The 17,556-nt window shown below is 64.9% G+C and carries 14 protein-coding genes and 1 pseudogene; 8 read left to right on the forward strand and 7 right to left on the reverse strand.

Going from position 1 to position 17,556, the window contains the following annotated elements:
- The first annotated feature begins 21 nt into the window (after window positions 1-21).
- The 3 genes from GGD65_RS17610 (at window position 22) to GGD65_RS17620 (ending at window position 4,347) form a co-directional block, all read left to right on the forward strand.
- Window positions 22-1,368, forward strand: a complete 1,347-nt coding sequence (locus GGD65_RS17610; RefSeq protein ID WP_183236051.1) for a lipopolysaccharide biosynthesis protein — start codon at window positions 22-24, stop codon at window positions 1,366-1,368.
- Window positions 1,369-1,606: 238 nt separating this feature from the next.
- On the forward strand, window positions 1,607-2,782 hold the full coding sequence (locus tag GGD65_RS17615; protein WP_183236052.1) for a glycosyltransferase family 4 protein: 1,176 nt from the start codon (window positions 1,607-1,609) through the stop codon (window positions 2,780-2,782).
- A gap of 29 nt (window positions 2,783-2,811) precedes the next feature.
- Window positions 2,812-4,347: a hypothetical protein gene (locus GGD65_RS17620; RefSeq protein WP_183236053.1), complete on the forward strand. Its 1,536-nt coding sequence runs from the start codon at window positions 2,812-2,814 to the stop codon at window positions 4,345-4,347.
- Here the strand turns inward: GGD65_RS17620 and GGD65_RS17625 are convergent.
- The 7 genes and pseudogenes from GGD65_RS17625 to GGD65_RS17655 all read right to left on the reverse strand — a co-directional run bounded on the left by GGD65_RS17625 (window position 4,330) and on the right by GGD65_RS17655 (window position 12,814).
- A complete protein-coding gene (locus GGD65_RS17625; RefSeq protein WP_183236054.1) occupies window positions 4,330-6,051 on the reverse strand; it encodes an FAD-dependent oxidoreductase in 1,722 nt (573 codons plus the stop codon). The genes GGD65_RS17620 and GGD65_RS17625 overlap by 18 nt on opposite strands.
- Before the next feature lie 46 nt (window positions 6,052-6,097).
- Window positions 6,098-6,565 (reverse strand): MarR family transcriptional regulator, encoded by a 468-nt coding sequence (locus tag GGD65_RS17630; RefSeq protein ID WP_183236055.1) that lies wholly within the window; start codon window positions 6,563-6,565, stop codon window positions 6,098-6,100.
- Between the two features lie 168 nt (window positions 6,566-6,733).
- Window positions 6,734-7,681, reverse strand: coding sequence for an ABC transporter substrate-binding protein (locus GGD65_RS17635; RefSeq protein WP_018316013.1), 948 nt, complete (start codon window positions 7,679-7,681; stop codon window positions 6,734-6,736).
- A gap of 63 nt (window positions 7,682-7,744) precedes the next feature.
- Window positions 7,745-8,785: an ABC transporter permease subunit gene (locus tag GGD65_RS17640; RefSeq protein ID WP_183236056.1), complete on the reverse strand. Its 1,041-nt coding sequence runs from the start codon at window positions 8,783-8,785 to the stop codon at window positions 7,745-7,747.
- Window positions 8,778-10,302, reverse strand: a pseudogene (locus tag GGD65_RS17645) (sugar ABC transporter ATP-binding protein). Before GGD65_RS17645 ends, GGD65_RS17640 begins: the two are co-directional and overlap by 8 nt.
- A gap of 130 nt (window positions 10,303-10,432) precedes the next feature.
- Window positions 10,433-11,878, reverse strand: a complete 1,446-nt coding sequence (gene xylB, locus GGD65_RS17650) for a xylulokinase (RefSeq protein WP_183236057.1) — start codon at window positions 11,876-11,878, stop codon at window positions 10,433-10,435.
- 12 nt (window positions 11,879-11,890) lie between these two features.
- Window positions 11,891-12,814, reverse strand: a complete 924-nt coding sequence (locus GGD65_RS17655; RefSeq protein WP_018316009.1) for a LysR family transcriptional regulator — start codon at window positions 12,812-12,814, stop codon at window positions 11,891-11,893.
- Between the two features lie 107 nt (window positions 12,815-12,921).
- Here GGD65_RS17655 and GGD65_RS17660 point away from each other — a divergent pair, with 107 nt between their 5' ends.
- The 5 genes from GGD65_RS17660 to GGD65_RS17680 are packed head-to-tail and all read left to right on the forward strand — an operon-like array spanning window position 12,922 to window position 17,514.
- Window positions 12,922-13,245: a Dabb family protein gene (locus GGD65_RS17660; protein WP_038947956.1), complete on the forward strand. Its 324-nt coding sequence runs from the start codon at window positions 12,922-12,924 to the stop codon at window positions 13,243-13,245.
- On the forward strand, window positions 13,242-14,321 hold the full coding sequence (locus GGD65_RS17665) for a maleylacetate reductase (protein ID WP_183230938.1): 1,080 nt from the start codon (window positions 13,242-13,244) through the stop codon (window positions 14,319-14,321). The genes GGD65_RS17660 and GGD65_RS17665 overlap by 4 nt, the downstream gene beginning before the upstream one ends.
- 4 nt (window positions 14,322-14,325) lie before the next feature.
- Window positions 14,326-15,690 carry an amidohydrolase family protein gene (locus tag GGD65_RS17670; RefSeq protein WP_183236058.1) on the forward strand — a complete coding sequence of 455 codons (1,365 nt, stop codon included), beginning with the start codon at window positions 14,326-14,328 and terminating at the stop codon, window positions 15,688-15,690.
- A 20-nt stretch (window positions 15,691-15,710) separates the two neighbouring features.
- Complete coding sequence (locus GGD65_RS17675) at window positions 15,711-16,613, forward strand: NAD(P)-dependent oxidoreductase (RefSeq protein WP_179731275.1); 903 nt, start codon at window positions 15,711-15,713, stop codon at window positions 16,611-16,613.
- A gap of 16 nt (window positions 16,614-16,629) precedes the next feature.
- Window positions 16,630-17,514 (forward strand): intradiol ring-cleavage dioxygenase, encoded by an 885-nt coding sequence (locus GGD65_RS17680; protein WP_183236059.1) that lies wholly within the window; start codon window positions 16,630-16,632, stop codon window positions 17,512-17,514.
- The last annotated feature ends 42 nt before the right edge of the window (window positions 17,515-17,556 follow it).

Genomic DNA, 17,556 nt, shown 5'->3' on the forward strand with positions numbered 1-17,556 from the left:
AGAGCAGCTCCTTAAACTCTCATGATTAAATCCATCCTCCAGCTCATGCGGCGCGATGTCACGCGCGGTGTCGTCGGTACCATCCTGCTCAAGGTTGGTAGCGGCGCGCTCGCGTTTGCGTTGTTTTCGCTGGCGGCGCGAACGATGTCGCCCGACGGCTTCGGTATCTTTGCGACCTGGCTTTCGGTTGCCCAGATCGCCGCCGTCGTGGGACTGGTCGGCCAGGAATCGTTGCTGGTGCGGTTCCTGAACGAGTATCAGGTCGGCGACAGGCCGGACCTCACCAAAGGCGTTCTCCTGTCGAGCTTCAAGATTACCTCGGTCGCAATGCTGATTGTGATCATCGGGATCGCCATCGCGGCGGACATGAGAGGCGACGGGTGGCTGCTCATACTTGCGGTGTCGGCCTATACGGCCGCGACTGCCGGAGTGATGCTTGGCAGCCAGATCGCACGCTCCCTGGTCAGCATTCTCACGGGCGAAGGAAATCGCGAGTTCTTCTGGCGAGTCATCGTCGTCCTGTTTCTGCTCGCCATGCTGCTCGGTCATCGGCAACTCGATCCCGCCGAGTTGCTGGCGGTGATGACACTTGCCATATCGGTGGGCCTGGTTGCGCAAATCGTTTCGATCGCGCGCGTGCTGCCGGATTTGCGCGGTACGCCGGCGCGCTCCGAAACGTCCCGCTGGCGCTCGAGCGCCCTGCACTTCTGGCTTGCATCCATCCTTGAAGCTGCAAACCAGTATTTCGACGTCATTCTGGTGTACTGGATGCTGGATCCGGTGACTGCCGGTATCTACTTTGCCGCATCGCGCCTTGCCAACATCTTCGCCATGCTGTCGGCAGCGCTATACACGTTCGGAGCCCGCCGGCTTCCCTCGCTGTATTTCAGCAAGAACCACCGGGAGTTCGAGCGAACCTTACAGCTGATGGCGGAGGTGACCGCGCTATGCGTGATCGCCGGGCTGGCAACGATCTGGATCGGCGGCCCCTATCTCCTCAACCTGTTCGGACCTCATTTCACCGCGCAGCACTCGGTCTTGATCGTGCTCGCAATCGGAACGGCCATCCAGGCCGCAGGCGGCCCGTCTGCTGCGATCCTGCAACTGACCGGCCATGAACGAATCTACGTCCCCGTCGTTGCCGCCAATGTCGCGCTGCGGCTCGTGGGATTTCTCATCCTCATTCCCTGGCTCGGTGTGCTTGGCGCCGCGATTTCGGCGACCGTATCGCTGGCGCTCGCGACCATTGCCCTGAACGTCCTCTGCCGCCGCCGAACAGGGCTGGATCCTTCGATCCTCGTGCTGCTGCGCTTCTCCGCCTTGAAGCGCGGCAATTATGCAGTGCGCGGCGCCGACTCCAGCGACTAGGCCTCAATCACGCCCTCCCCCGGCAGTCCGCGATCACGCGCTGGTGGCGCTCGGGATCGATTGGTTAACGCGCTCGCTGCGCAGCATCCCGGAACCCGTGAAATGCCTGCGGGAGCGATGTCGGCGGCCAGGCCTGGCATTAACTCCGTTTGTTGCTAGTCGGTGTCCGCGCGATGCCCGCATGATAGGTACGGAGTTAAGAAGGTGAAGATTTCGTTTCTTTAGCGGGTCGGGATCGGTGCTCCACTATCAGCCGAACAAGGAATTGGGCGAGACGACCGCGACGGCACCCGCGCGGTCGAACGGCGGCGGACGAAAGCTGCACGTGCTTCTCGCGCAGACCCAGGCCGAGAACGCCGGTGCGCAGGAGATCTCCAGGCTTCTCGGCGCCGGGCTGACCGCGCGTGGCTACCGCGTCACCAATCTATTTTTCTTCCGCAAATCGGATTCCTTCGACGAGCCGCCCGATACGCTCTATTGCGCACCGAGCCGACCCGGCAATCCGGTGGCACTGCTGCGGATGCTGTGGACGCTCGGCCGCCATATCAGCACCATCAGGCCCGACGCCGTCCTGACCTTCCAGCATTTCGGCAACGTCATCGGCGGCGGCGTGACGCGCCTCGTCAGCCGCGCGCCTGTCATCGCCAATCAGGTGTCATCCGCATTGTCGATGAGCTGGCCGGTCCGCACCGCCGACATCGCCATGGGCAGCCTCGGCTTCTTCGATCGCATCACGCTCAATTCGCAAGACATGGAGCGCGAATATTCGCGCTACCCCGCGGCCTACCGGTCGCGCATGGTGCATGTCCCGCACGGCTTCGATGACAAGGCCCTGATCCTGTCGAAGGAAGCCGCACGACAAAAACTCAGCCTGCCGCCGGATCGTATATTGCTCGGCTGCGCAGCGAGGCTGCATCCGCACAAGCGTCTCGACCTGGCGATACGTCTGCTGCCGGATCAACCGTCCTGGCACCTCGCGCTTGCCGGCCAGGGAGCCGACGAGGCCCGGCTGAAGCTGCTCGCGAGTGAATTGAAGGTGTCAGACAGGCTGCATTTGCTGGGGGAAATCCCGCCCAGCCGGATGGCGGAGTTTCTCGCCTGCCTCGACGTGTTCGTATTCCCGACCCAGGCCGAGACCTTCGGTCTGGCCGCGGTCGAAGCTGCGAACGCCGGTGTTCCCTCCGTCGTCACCGATCTTCCCGTCTTGCGCGAAGTGTTGTCCTACGAAGGAAAGCCGACTGCACTCTTCGTCGATGCCTCCGATCACGCGAAGCTCTCTGCAGCCGTCTCCGGGCTGTTGACGGATCAACATTTGAGCGACGAACTGCGACAAAACGCCAAAGGCCTGCGGCTGCGCTATTCGGTAGATGCCATGGTGGAGGAATACGTTCGAATTCTCGGCCAGGTCACTTGACCTGATACGTTGGAATAATTGGGCTCGACATGATCATCGAGTTTCGCTGTGAACGCGACTACGCGCGGCGGTGGATGGATCGCCAGACGCTGTCGATCGACGGCCGGGACGTTCCGGTTCAAATCGCGTGGACGGCGACTGCAGAGCCGCGCCCCACAGGTCTCGACGCCCTGTTCGAGCTCGAACGCCTGGTGTTGTACAAGGGCAAACACAGCGGCGCCAACAGGCTGAACATTGTTGCGGAACGGACGCAGGCGCCCACCGGGACGGCCGACGTGATCGTCGATTTCACCGGCGGCGCGCGCGATCCGAACGGCTCGGCCCGGCTGTATCTCCGTCCGCTGTTCAATGGAGTTGCAGGCGAAAACGCCGCGCTCGCCGCCATCCTGGCCGGCGACCTGCCGGTGATCGACATCGTCAACGAAGTCGACGGCTCGGTCGTCGATCGCGGCCATCCTTCCGGCGAAATTGCCGCAGGCCTCAGCGGCGCACTCGAAACCGTCATGGCGCGAACGCTGACCATGGTGTCGGCGATCCTGTCGGGACGGCCGCGGATTGTGCCGCAACTGGCGCGTCCCGCCGGAGAGGGCCCGCGCCGGGGTCCCGCCGGCTATGTCGCGCGCGGCCTTGCCGTGTCGATCGCCAAGGAGATCTATCGCCTCTGCTGTTACGCCCCGCATTGGCATATCGGGTGGCGTTTCAACGACGGCGCTGGCGTCTGGCAGAATGGCGACCTGTCTGGACCAGGCTGGAACATTCTTCCCGATCCCGGCAATCACTTCTACGCCGATCCCATTCCCGTCACGTGGCATGGCCGAACATTCGTCTTCTTCGAAGACCTCGATCACCGGGTCGGAAAGGGCATCATTTCGGCGATCGAGTTCGGTGACAATGGGCCGACCGGCGAGGTCGTGCCCGTGCTCGAGGAGCCCTGGCACCTCTCCTATCCCTTCCTGATCGAAGACGGCGGCGATTTGTGGATGATCCCGGAGAGCTCGATCCACGGCGACGTTGCCCTCTACAAATGCGTTCGCTTCCCGGACAAATGGGAGCGACACGCGACTCTCCTGTCAGGCTTCGAGCTCGCCGACGTCACGATCACGCGGCACAATGGCCTGCATTATCTGTTCGGCGCCTGGCGCGATGGCACCGGCGGTTATTCAGACTCGCTGGCGATCTATTACGCCGAGCACCTCCTGGGACCCTGGTTGCCGCACGCCAGCAATCCGGTCCTGATCGACCGTGCAAGCACGCGGCCGGCGGGGAATTTCGTGACCATCAATGACCAACTGTGGCGCCCGGTCCAGAACTGTGCCGACGGATACGGTGCGGCGCTCGCGCTGGCGGAAGTAATCGAGCTGTCGCCGACGGCCTTCAAGCAGATCGTCCGCCATTCCCTAAAGCCCGGACCGGCGTGGCCGGGCAGAAAGCTGCACACCCTGAACCGCTGCGGCCGACTCGAGGTGATCGACGGATCGCGTGTCCAGCCCAAGACCCGCGCCTTCGCGAGCAAACTTCCGTCCGCCGTTCAGTCTCCGCGCACCAGTTCATACACCGCCGGCTGAAGCCGCCGGCGCGCCGTCGCTTGCGCCGTGCCCAAGCGCGCGGGCGAGGACACGCCCGATCGTTCCGACCTGTGACGCGCTGCCACGCCAGGCCACGATCTGATCGGGACGTATCAAAGCAAGGTCGGCGTCATAGAGTTCGCGCAAGGATCCCGGCAGCGTGACGAGCTTCACATCCGCCCCGAGCACGCGGACGGCGTCGGCGACCGCAGCGGGCGCCGGCGCGACCTCGCCGAACTGGAGCAACGTCCATTCGAATCCGAACAAATCGTACAAGGACACGCCGTCCTCCAGCCACGCATGCGGTGCGCGGCCACCGGGACAGGCGCTGGGAATGTAGACGTTCGCAGCATCAGGCGGCGGCCGGCTGCCGTCGGAGACGATGATTGGAGAACCGTCGTAACGCCCACCGAAGGTAACACCGGGGATGTTGAATTCGGCACGAGCGTGCTGCTCGAGATAGACGCCTGCCGTACGCCGCGCTTCGCTGCCTTCGTCCGTGGCGTCCTCGATGTCAGGCGCAGGCGCAAAGAGACCAAGGGAGTCCGCGAAGCGCCGGGCATAGTCGGTGTTGCGGAGCGCCACCGGACGCCGCTCGACCTCGTAGCTGTCGAGCAGCGATACCGGGCTTACGCCCTTGACGACGCTTGCCAGCTTCCAGCCGAGATTGACCGCGTCCTCGATCGCAGTGTTGTAGCCGAGCCCGCCGGTCGGCGTGAACAGATGCGCCGCGTCGCCGCCGAGGAACACCCTGCCCCGCTGCATGCCGTTCGCGACCAGCGCGTGACCTGCGGTCCAGGTCACGAAGGACAGCACCTCGCATTCGATCGGAGCGCCGCAGGCGCGCTGGAACGCGGCCTTGGCATCATTGATCGTGATCGCACTCGCGTCTTCACCCGGCCGCAGCTGGGTGTGAAACGCGAATTCGTCGCGTCCGTTCACCGAGGCCATGAAGGCCCGGCGGTCACCATTGAAGCAGTTGTACATCCACGCCTTGGCGTGCGGGATGCTCGCGTAGAACTCCGGCGAGCGGAGATACACAGCCAGCATGCGGCCGCCCATGAAATCGCGATGCGTCCCGGTCTCGCCGCCATAGACGATGCCGAGCGATTGGCGAACCGCCGAGCGGGGTCCGTCGGCGCCGACCAAGAAGTCGGCCCGGACCTGAAAGCGCCTGCCATCATCGAGACATTCGATCTCGCCGACGATGCCGTCATCGTTTTCGGTGTAACCGACGAGCCGGTGGCCATAGTTGAGCTGGATACCGGGAAGCCGCTCGGCATGGCGGCGCAGCACCGCCTCGACATATTTTTGCGAGACGCGATGCGGCAGCTCCGCTGCGCTCCAGGAACCCGACATGCCCTTGATCAGCTCGCCCGCGCGGGACGATGACGGCAATGCAAAGCGCGCCAGCTCGTAACCGGTATAGCGGGTGAAATACGCAACGTCGGTCGGGTAGTCCGCGGGCAGGCCCTCGCGCCTGATCTCGTCGGCAAAACCCAGCCGCCGATAATGCTCCATCGAGCGCGCCTGCGTTGCGTTGGCTTGCGGATTGAATGCGGTGCCCGGCTTGTCGTCGACCAGGATCGCGGACACGCCGCGCCGGCCGAGCTCGTTGGCCAGCATCAGCCCGCAGGGCCCCCCGCCGACGATGAGCACCGAGGCCGTCAGACGTGTTTCCAATAGGCTTCTCCCCACCAGCATTATCTCGCATGGTAAGGCTGCCTGACGATATCGTCAAGTTACCTGACTAAACGGCATCGTCGAGCGTGTCGAACTTCGCCCCGTAGACCGTCAGCCCTTTCAGGATCGCGTCCATGGCGGATTTGCCGAGCTCGACGCGCATCTCCTGCTCGGCGATGTCGACCGCATCGCGGAACGCGTCGAGCCATTCGCGCCCGGCCGGCGTGAACATGACGATGCGGGCGCGCCGGTCGGTCGGATCGGCGATGCGATCGACGAGGCCGAGCTCGGCGCATTGATCGACCAGCTCGCCCATCGCCTGCTTGCTCATGGACGCACGGCGGGCGAGCTCGGTGAGCCGTGTGCCCTCCACGTCGAGATTGCGGGTGAGGCTGACATGGGCAATGCGCGTCTCGTCGTGTCCCCGCTCGCCCATCAATTCGAGGACGCGGCCTTCAAAGCGGCGAACCGCGTTGTTGAGCAGGCGGCCGATATTGGCATGCCGCCAGGCGGTACCGGATGTCCTGGATTTCACGAGATCGCTTCCGATTCGACCGGTCGAGGTTGCGCGAGGCTAACACAAGAGGCAGCCCGCCCGCTCGTACAGCAGATCGGCACGTGCATCGGCTTTGGCATGACAGGCAGCGTGGTTTCAAACGCCGCCCGTCATCCCCGTTTCAATCTCCCGGCACGGGACCGCATCTTACTGGGAACGATCCGAGGTCCAGCCCTTATACTCGGCGACGTTGTCCCGGGTCACGAGCTTGGACGGCAGCAGCTCGACGGTCGAGGCCGGTTTCTGGCCGTTGAGGATGCCGACACCCACCTGCACGGCCCGCCGTGCCATGAAGAACGGGTCCTGCGAAGCCGAGGCCTGGATCTGCGGCGACTGCGGATCTTTCAACGCGGCCTCGATATCGGGCGCGCCGTCGACCGCGGTGATGACGATGCCGCTGCGGTTTTGCTGGCGCGCCGCAAGGTCGGTGCCGATCGCCTGCGGATCGTTGATGGCGAAGATGGCGTCGATCTTGGGGAAGCGGGTCAGATAGCCCTGCGCGACGGTGAGGCCGCCTTCGCGCGAGCCTTTGCCATCCTGGTCGTTGGACAACACCTTGATGCCGGCGTTCTTCGAGAAGACGTTCTTGCAGCCGACGACGCGGTCGATCACCGCCGAGACCTGCGGCCCGTTCTCGATGATGACATCGCCCTTGCCTCCCAATTTGTCGACGATGTACTGGCAGGAGATCTCGCCGGCCTGCACGTTGTTCGTGGTCACGGTGGCATCGGCGCCTTCGGCCGCGGTGTCGACCGCGACGACGACGATGCCCGCCGCCTGTGCCTTCTTGATCGCCGGCCCGATCGCCTTGGGATCGCCCGGATTGAGCAGGATCAGGTCGACGCCGGCGGCAATGAAATTGTCGATCTGGGTGACCTGCTTGCCGAGGTCGTATTCGAAGCCGACCGTCGTGATCTTCACATTGGGATTGGTCTTCTTCGCCTCGAACTCGGCGCCCTTCGACAGCGCGACGAAGAACGGATTGCCCATCGACCCCAGCGAGACGCCGATTGACTTGAGCTCCTTGGCGAAGGATGGCGCGGCGCTTAGGGCAAGCGCCGTCGCGGCACCGGCGAGCGTGATCGTCTTCAACATTGGCTTCCTCCCTGGTCTGTCTTCATGTCAGGCACGGCAGACCAGTAGCCGCACCGGAACCTTTCACGTTCTGGCGGAGCCCTGCAGCCGGTAGCGGTCGAGCGCGACGGCGCCGATGATCACGAGGCCCTTGATCACGTATTGCCAGATGTCGGAGACGCCGACGAGGATCAGGCCGTTCGAGAGCACGGCGATGATCAGCGCGCCGACCAGCGTACCCCAGATCGAGCCGATGCCACCGACGAATGAGGTGCCGCCGAGGATCACGGCGGTGATGGCGTCGAGCTCGTAGGACTGGCCGAGCTGCAGGCCGTTGGCGGCATAGAGCCGCGCCGCCTGCATGGCGCCGCCGAGCCCGGCGAAGAGCCCGGAGACGCCGTAGACGAAGATCAGCACCGCCCAGACCTTGATGCCGGCCAGCCGCGCCGCGCTTTCATTGCCGCCAACCGCATAGATGTGCACGCCGAGCACGGTCCGGCGCAGCACCAGCCACGAGACGAGAATGACGAGCAGGGCGATCACCGAGAGCCATGGGATCGAGACGACGCCGGGAATGAGTGTCAGCGAGCCGTTGCCGATGAAGGCGTAGGGAATCGAGGGATTGAACACCGTGGTGTCGGCGCCGAGCAGTCGCGCCAGGCCGCGCACGGCGGTGAGCGAACCGAGCGTGACGATGAAGGGCGGCAATCGGAGCAGCGCGATCAACGCGCCGTTGACGACGCCGAAGCCAAGGCCGGTGAGCAGCGCGGCCGGCAGCCACAGCATCCCGAGCTCCGGCATCTTGGAGAGCGTCAACCCGGCCATCGCGGAAGCCGCCAGGATCGAGCCGACCGAAAGGTCGATGCCGCCGGTGAGGATCACGAAGGTCATGCCCGCGGCGAGCACGGTGTTCACCGCCGCCTGCTGCAGCACGATGCCGAGATTTTGTCCGGTGAAGAAGCGGCCCTCGGACAGGAAATGGAAGCCGATGCAGAGGATCAGCAGCACCGGCAGCATGCCGAGCGCGCTGATCAGCACCCTCACCCGCTGGCGCTTGGACTCTGCGGCAGCACCGTTGGTCGTCGTCGATGCCGGCTTGGCCTGCGAAGCACCATTGTCAGGCATCGAGATGCTCCATCCCCGTCGCAAGCGCCATGATGTCTTCCTGGTTCAGCGCAACCGCCGCTTCACGCCTGACCTCGCCGGCGATGTGCCCGGCTCGCATGACGACGACGCGGTCGCAGATGCCGATAATCTCCGGCAGATCGGACGAGATGACGAGGATGGCGGTGCCGGCCTTGGCGAGATTGTCGATGATCGAATAGATCTCGGACTTGGCGCCGACGTCGACGCCGCGCGTCGGCTCGTCGAGGATCAGCACCTTTGGCGCAATGGCAAGAAGCCGCGACAGCAGCAGCTTCTGCTGGTTGCCGCCGGACAGGCCACCGGCGGGGACGCCGACATTGGCGGCGCGAATGCTGAGCCCTGCGAAGGCTCGATCGGCGCGCTCGCGTGCCTTGTCACGATCCAGGAACCAGCCGAGCTTCGCATCGCGCGCCAAGCACCGCGAGGTTGATGTTGTCCAGACACGACATGTCCAGGAACAAGCCGAGCGCCTTCCTGTCCTCGGTCAGATAGGCGATGCCGGCCTCGAGCGCCTCACCCGGTGTACGGATCTCGACCGGACGCCCCTCCAGCTCGAGACGTCCCGACGTCTTGTGCGCCGCGCCGATGATGAGATGCGCAAGCTCGGTGCGGCCGGCGCCGATCAGGCCGGCGAGGCCCACCACCTCGCCAGCGTGCACGGTCAGCGAGCAGCCCTTGACGCGCAGGCCATCGGCCATGTCGATCGCGGCGAGCACGGGATGGCCGCGTCCTGCCTCCGGATCATGGTCCTTCTTGTAGAACGATGAGACGTCGCGTCCGACCATCAGCCGCACGATGGTGTCGGCACGGATCTCGGCCTTGTCGAGCGAGCCGACCAGCCGGCCGTCGCGCAGCACGGTGACGCGGTCGCCGAGCGCGTAGACCTCGTCCATGCGATGCGAGATGTAGATGATGGCGAGGCCCTCGGCGCGAAGCTGCCGGATCAGCGCGAACAGCCGCTCGCTTTCGGCGGCCGACAAGGAGGTGGTCGGCTCGTCCATGATCAGGATCTTTGATCTCGCATGCAGCGCCCGCGCGATCTCGACCAGCTGCCGTTGTCCCATGGAGAGATGCGCCACCAGCGTCGACGGCTGGAAGTCAGCGCCGAGCCGTTTCAGGATCGGACCGACGGCCTCGCGCATGGCGCCGCGCGCCAGCAAGCCTGTCCGCGATATCTCCCGTCCCAGATAGATATTCTCGGCAACACTGAGATTGGGCGCGAGCGACAGCTCCTGATAGATGATGGAGATGCCCGCCGCGCGGCCGCCGAGCGGGCCTTCGATCCGGACCGGATGTCCTTCGATGCGGATCTCGCCGCCGGGATCGGGTCTGTAGGCGCCGGACAGGATCTTCATCAGCGTCGACTTGCCGGCGCCGTTCTCACCCATCAACGCATGAATTTCGCCGGCATAGACGGTGAGATCGACGGCACGCAGCGCCTTGATGCCGAAGAAGGATTTTGAGACCCCACGCATCTCGAGGATCGGATCGTTCATCGTGCCTCCCGGCGCACAATGCGTTTCCCACCCGCGTCTCAATCATTCTGTCAGCGCGGCTTGCGCATTAAACAAAAGGCCGCGGCACAGGGCAATACCGAACAGGCCGGAATGTAGCATCGAGGCGATGCTAGTGGCGCGGCCGATACAGTTCGCGCCACGCGGGAAGCCGCTCGGCATAAGCATCCGTCAGCCCAGCGTCAGGTTCGAACGTGTCGATGCGTTGCGGCCGCGTGCACACGGTTTCGATTGCCTCACCCGTGACAGCAAGTCGCCCCAATCTCGCCGCACCGAACGCGGCGCCGGTCTCACCTCCGGCGAAGCGGTGGATCGGAACATTCAGCACGTTCGCCAACACCGAGAGCCAGAAGCCGGACCGTGAACCACCGCCAATGGCATCGGCTTCCGCAATCACAATGCCAGCATCGGCGAGTGCGTCGCGGCAATCGGCGAGCGCAAACGCAACGCCCTCGAGCACCGCCTGCACGATCATCCCGCGATCGGTGCCATGGCTCAAGCCATCGAGCATGCCGCGCACGACGGAATCGTCGTGCGGCGTCCGCTCACCCGCGAGATACGGCAGGAAGCTCACGGGCGATGGTGCCCGCGGGCGCGATCCGAGCGGTGCCAGCAATTCAGCCTCGCTGACGCCGAACACGCGCGCGGCCCAGGCAAGGCAGGAGGCAGCCGACAGGATCGCGCCGGCTTGAATCCACATGCCGGGAATGGCGTGACAGAACGTGTGCACGACGCGGTTGGGGTTGGCGGCTACCCTGTTGGTCGGGGCCAGCAAGGCACCCGAGGTTCCCAGCGAGATGAATGCGGTTCCCGGCTCGATCGCGCCGATGCCGACAGCGCCGGCCGGATTGTCGCCGGCGCCGCCCGCGATCACCGGCGGCCGGGTCATACCCCAGCGTCGCGCGAGCTCGCTGCGCAGCGTCGTTGCAGGCGCGCATCCCTCGACCAAACGCGGCATGTGCTCGCGCGACAGTCCGGTCGCCGCCAGCGCTGCGTCCGACCAGTCGCGGCGCGCGGCGTCGAGCCACAGGGATCCCGACGCATCCGAGACGTCCTCGATGGCTTCGCCTGATAGCACCAGGCGCAGGTAGGCCTTTGGCAGCAGCACCAACTTCGTCGCTGCAAAGCCTTCGGGTTCGTGCCTCGCGATCCAGAGCAGTTTTGGCGCGGTGAATCCCGGCATCGCCTTGTTGCCCGTCACTGCACGCAAGGCGGGCCAGCGCTGCTCCAGGACGCGACACTCGGCGGCGGCGCGTCCGTCGTTCCAGAGGATACAAGGCCGCAGCGGTCTCAAGCTCGCATCGAGCAGCGTGGCGCCATGCATCTGGCCGGACAGCCCGATGCCTTCGACCGCCGCGAGTTCTCTTCCATGCGACACCTTCAGGGCATCGAGCGTGGCGAAGGTCGCCTCGATCCATTGCGCGGGATCCTGCTCGGAATAGCCTGATTGCGGCGAGGTGATCGTCAGCGGCCGGCTCTCGCTTGCAATCACGCGCTGGGCACCGTCGACGAGAACGGTCTTGACTGCGGAGGTGCCGAGATCGATGCCGAGATACATGACTGCTTCCGCTCACTTCGCCGCGTCGATCCAGATCCCCGGTTCCGAATGCTCGCGGATGTGGCTGACCAGGAAGTCGGAAAACACCCTGATCTTGGCGGGCAGCCGGACGCGGTTTTGATAGGCGATGTTCATGGTGAGCAGCGGCAACTCCCAGCCCATCAGGACAGGCACGAGCCGGCCGGCCGCGATATCGCTCTGCACGATGTAAAGTGGCTGGATCAGGATGCCGAGCCCCGCGCGTGCCGCACCGCAGATGATCTGGCCATCATTGCTGTCGAGCGTCGGCGCGATCCGCACCGTCTGCGTCGTGCTGCCCTGGCTGAGCCGCAGCGAATAGGGATCGTTGGCGAGATTGTAGATCAGCATGTTGTGGCGGGCGAGATCGGCAGGGTGCTCCGGCCGGCCGTGCTTCTCCAGATATGACGGCGCCGCCGCGAGCACGCGGTGCATCTGGCCGATACGGCGGACGATGATGTTGGAGTCCGGCTCGTGCTCGCGCGTGCGGATCGCGACGTCAATGCCGGCCTCGATGAAGTCCAGGTAGCGGTTTGCGCTGATGATCTGCACGCTGAGATCAGGATAGAGCGCGCGGAAGGCGGGCAGCATCGGCGCGAGATAGATCATCGCAAAGGACAGCGAGCTCGTCACGCGCAGCATGCCCTTCGGCGACAGCGCGCGGTCGGAGACGGCATCCTCGGCTTCGGCGAGCTCGTTCAACAATGTGCCGCACCGCTGCAGGAGCTCCTGCCCTGCCTCCGTCAGCCATAGGCGGCGCGTGTTGCGCTCGATCAGCCTGACTGCGAGTCGTTCCTCCAGCGCGCTGAGGTGGCGGCTGGCGGCCGCGTTCGACATCCGCAGGATTTCGGCGGCCTTGGACAGGCTGCCGAGCTCGGCGGTTTTGGAGAAGACTTCGAGTTGGAGCAGCCGGTCCATTTTTGCGAAAATAGGAAAAGAGACTTACAAATTTTGGCCTTTATTTCCGATTTCTGCAAGGCAAAATAGCGCCAACAAAGCACAATGGCAGGCGAGGAAATCAGGAAATGTCGGGCCCGATCAGGCACATCGTGATGTGGCGGCTGCGCGGGGAAAGCCCCGAGGAGCGCTCCGCCGCCCGGGTCAAGGTCAAGACCCTGTTCGAGGGCCTCAAGGGCCGGATCGACGGCCTCACCCATATCGAAGTCGGCATGGACGTCAGCGCGGTGGATTACGCCTGCGACGTGGTGCTGTTCTCCGAATTCACCGACCAGGCCGCGCTCTCGGCCTATGCCAACCATCCGGAACATCTGCGCGTGCGCGAGGCGCTTGGCGACTTGCGGATCGGGCGCTTCCAGGTCGATTATCCCATCAAAGAGACCGGCGCATGATCGGTTCGTTCACCTTTGAAAACCTGCCCTGCCGCGTCGTGTTCGGCAGCGGAACGCTTGGCTCCGCGAAGGCCGAGGTCGAGCGGCTCGGCGGCAAGCGCGCCCTGGTGCTGACGACGCCGCAGCAGGAGGCGCAAGGCAAGAGCCTGGGGGCGGCGCTCGGCTCGCTCTATGCCGGACTGTTTTCCGGCGCCACCATGCACACGCCTGTTGAGGTTACGGAGCGTGCGCTCGCGGCGATGAAGGCGTGCGAGGCCGACTGCGTCGTCTCACTCGGCGGCGGCTCGACAACCGGCCTCGGCAAGGCGCTGGCCTTGCGCACCGGAATCAATCAGCTCTGCATTCCCACCACCTATGCAGGCTCCGAGATGACGCCGATCGTCGGCCAGACCGAGAACGGCCTGAAGACCACGGTGCGCGATGCGGCAATCCTGCCGGAGACCGTGATCTACGATGTCGATCTCACCTTGACGCTGCCGGCGAGCCTGGCCGCGACATCGGGCATCAACGCGATCGCCCATGCCGTTGAGGCCCTCTATGCGCGGGATGCCAATCCCGTGACCTCGCTGATGGCGGAAGAAGGCATCCGCGCACTGGCCCGCGCCCTGCCTGCCATCGCGGCCAAGGGCGATGACCGCGAGGCCCGCACCGAAGCACTTTATGGTGCATGGCTGTGCGGCGTCTGTCTTGGCACCGTCGGCATGGCGCTGCATCACAAGCTCTGCCACACGCTCGGTGGAACCTTCGACCTGCCGCATGCCGAGACACACACCATCGTGCTGCCGCATGCGCTCGCCTACAACGCGCCAGCCGTGCCCGACGCGATGGCACGCGTCTCCCGCGCGATCGGGGCCGCCGATGCATCGCAGGGACTTTTCGAGCTTGCGAAGCGGTTGGGTGCGAAGACGGCACTCCGCGATATCGGGATGCCCGAGGGCGGCATCGACAAGGCGGCTGATCTTGCCGTCACCAACGCCTACTGGAATCCGCGCCCGCTCGAGCGCGGCGCCATCCGCGACCTGATCGCGCGCGCCTGGGCTGGCGAGCCGCCGGCCCCAATCAAAGCGGCGGCTTGAGGCGATGCAGCGCACCCTGATCAGATCCGCGACCGTCATCAGCATGGATGACGCGATCGGCGACCTCGGCAACGGCGACGTGCTGATCGAGGGCAGCCGCATCGTCGAGGTGCGGCCATCGATCGACGTCGCGGCCGACACGGAGATCGTCGACGGCGCAGGGCGCATCGTCATCCCCGGCCTGATCAACGCGCATATGCACACTTGGCAGACCGGCCTGCGCGGCTATGCCGCGAACTGGACGTTGCTGGAATATTTCCGCCGCATGCATGCGGGCCTTGCGACCGCGTTCCGGCCCGACGACATTTACATCGCAACCCTCGTGGGCGCGTTGAACCAGATCAATTGCGGCACCACCACGCTGGTCGACTGGTGCCACAACAATCCGACGCCTGATCATACCGACGCCGCCGTGCGCGGCCTGATCGAGAGCGGCATTCGCGCCGCCTTCTTCCATGGCTCGCCGAAGCCGGAGCCAAAGCCGGGCGAGCCGCATTTCTCGGAAGTGCCGCATCCGCGCCGCGAGGTCGAGCGGCTGCTGGCGGGTCCCCTCGCCGACCGCGACGGCCTCGTCACGCTCGGCCTTGCGATCCTCGGCCCGCATTATTCGACGCTCGAGGTCGCCATGCATGACTTCCGCATGGCGCGCGAGCTCAAGCTGATCGCATCGATGCATCAGGGGGGTGGCCCGGCCAAGACACCCGGCGGCTGGGAGAAGCTGATCGAAGCCGGCCTCGTCGGCACCGGCATCAACATCGTCCATGGCAACGATCTGCCCGACGATCTGCTCGATCGTCTCGTCGATCTCGGCGTCTCCTTCTCGGTGACGCCCGAGAACGAGATGATCCAGGGCCATGGCTTTCCGATCACCGGGCGGTTGCTCAAGCGTGGCGTGCGACCGACCATCGGCATTGACCTCGAATCAATCCTCGCCGGCGACCTGTTCTCCGCCGCGCGCATTGCGCTCTCGATGCAGCGATCGCTCGACAATGCGGAGTCCCGCAAGACCAGCGGCACCATCCCCGCTACGACCACGATTCCGGTGCGCGAGGCGCTGCGCTGGATCACGACGGAAGGCGCTCGCATGCTCGGCCGCGAAAACCAGATCGGCTCGCTGACACCCGGGAAACTTGCCGACCTCGTCATCATCAACGCCTCCGATCTCAACCTCGTCCCGGTGCACGATCCCGTCGCCACCGTTCTGATGCAGACGAGCCTCGCCAATATCGAGGCGGTCATGATCGGCGGCGCCTGGAAGAAGCGGAACGGCCGACTGCTGGCTGAGGGGTTGGAGACGAAGAAAGAGCTACTGGCGCAATCCGGCCGGCGGCTGGTGCAGGACATCGAACGACAGGGACGCGCCGCCTGAGGCGCCAACGGACAACAACAATGACAGACACCTCGAAAAACATCGCTTTCATCGGGATCGGCAAGATGGGCCTGCCGATGTCGGCGCTTGTCGCCAAGGCCGGTTATGCCGTCACCGCGTTCGACCAGAGCGCCGCGCGGATCAACGAGGCACGCACACAAGGCATTGCGATTGCCGCATCGCCGGCCGAGGCCGTGAGCGGCAAGGCGGCTGTCGTCACCTCCCTGCCCGACGACGTCGCGTTGCGCGGCGCCATGCTCGGCCCCACCGGCGTCATCGCCGCCATGGCGCCCGGCGCCGTTTTGATCGAAACCAGCACAGTGAGCGTCGAGGCTTCTACGGAAGTTGCGGCCGCGGCGCAGGCCCGCGGCATTGCCTATCTGCGCGCACCGGTCTCCGGCAATGCCAGCATCGTTCATACGGGCGCGCTGACCTGCTTCGTCTCGGGGCCGAAAGACGCCTTCGAAAACGCAAAGCCGCTGTTCGCCGCCTTCACCCGCGCGCAGACCTATCTCGGGCCGGCCGAGGAAGCCCGTTACGCGAAACTCTCGGTCAATCTGATGATCGCAGTATCGGCGGCGATGATGGCGGAGAGCCTGGCGCTCGCGCGCAAGGGCGGCATCGCCTGGCAGGACATCTTGAAGGTGCTCGACGACAGCGCGGTGGCCTCGCCGATGGTGAAGTACAAGACCGCGCCGCTGCGAACCCGCGATTTCGAATCCACTTTCTCCTGCAAGCAGATGGCCAAGGATCTCGACCTGATCCTGGGAGCCGGCCACGCCGTCGGCGTGCCGTTGCAACTCGCGGCGCAAGTGCGCGAGACCTACGGCTCGCTGGTCGCGCAAGGCGACGGCGACACCGACTTCATCGCGACCGTCAAGCATCTCGAACGGCTGTCCGGGCTCGGCGAGCCCAAACTCTGATCGGCGGAAGGCACATATGCGCAATTTCAACGAGAACACGATCACCGACGCGGTGCTGGAGCGGATCAAGGACGCAACCGATCCGCGCATCAAGCAGGTCAGCGAAGCGCTGGTGCGCCACCTTCATGCCTTCGTCCGCGAGGTGCGGCCGACCCAGAAGGAATGGGAGTTCGGCATCGACTTCCTGACCCGCACCGGCCACATGTGCGACGACAAGCGCCAGGAGTTCATCCTGCTGTCGGACACGCTCGGCGTCTCCATGCTGGTCGATGCGATCAACCACCCGGTGCCGGAGGGCGCGACCGAGACAACGGTGCTCGGCCCGTTCTTCGTCCAGGCCGCACCGGAAAAAGACAGCGGCGCGGATATCTCCGGTCCGATGGAGGGCGATCCGATGCTTGTCACCGGCTCGGTGTCGACCGTCGACGGAAAGCCGCTCACAGGGGCCGTCGTCGACGTCTGGCACTCCGACGATGACGGCTATTACGACGTGCAGCAGCTCGACGCCATCGGCGATCTCGCGATGCGCGCGCGCTTCCACACCGACGCCAACGGCAGATTTCATTTCTGGTCGATCAAGCCGGCCGCCTACCCCATTCCGCATGACGGGCCGGTCGGCGAGATGCTGGAGGCGCAGGGCCGTCATCCCTGGCGGCCAGCGCATGTGCATTTCATGATTTCCGCGCCTGGCTTTGAGCAGCTCGTGACACACGTGTTCGTCGCCGGCGACCAGTATCTCGATTCGGACGTGGTGTTCGGCGTCAAGGACAGCCTGATCCGTGAATTCGCGAGGCATCCGGCCGGCCGTGCGCCTGATGGTCGCATGGTGGACAGCGAGTATTTCCATCTCAACTATGATTTCGGCCTGAAGCAGGCCGCGAGCAACGCAAGAGCCGCTTAAGCTAGAGCGGCGACGGACCAGCAAGAGTCCGGCAACAGGGAG

This window comes from Bradyrhizobium sp. CIR18 (assembly GCF_014198295.1).
GTDB lineage: Bacteria > Pseudomonadota > Alphaproteobacteria > Rhizobiales > Xanthobacteraceae > Bradyrhizobium.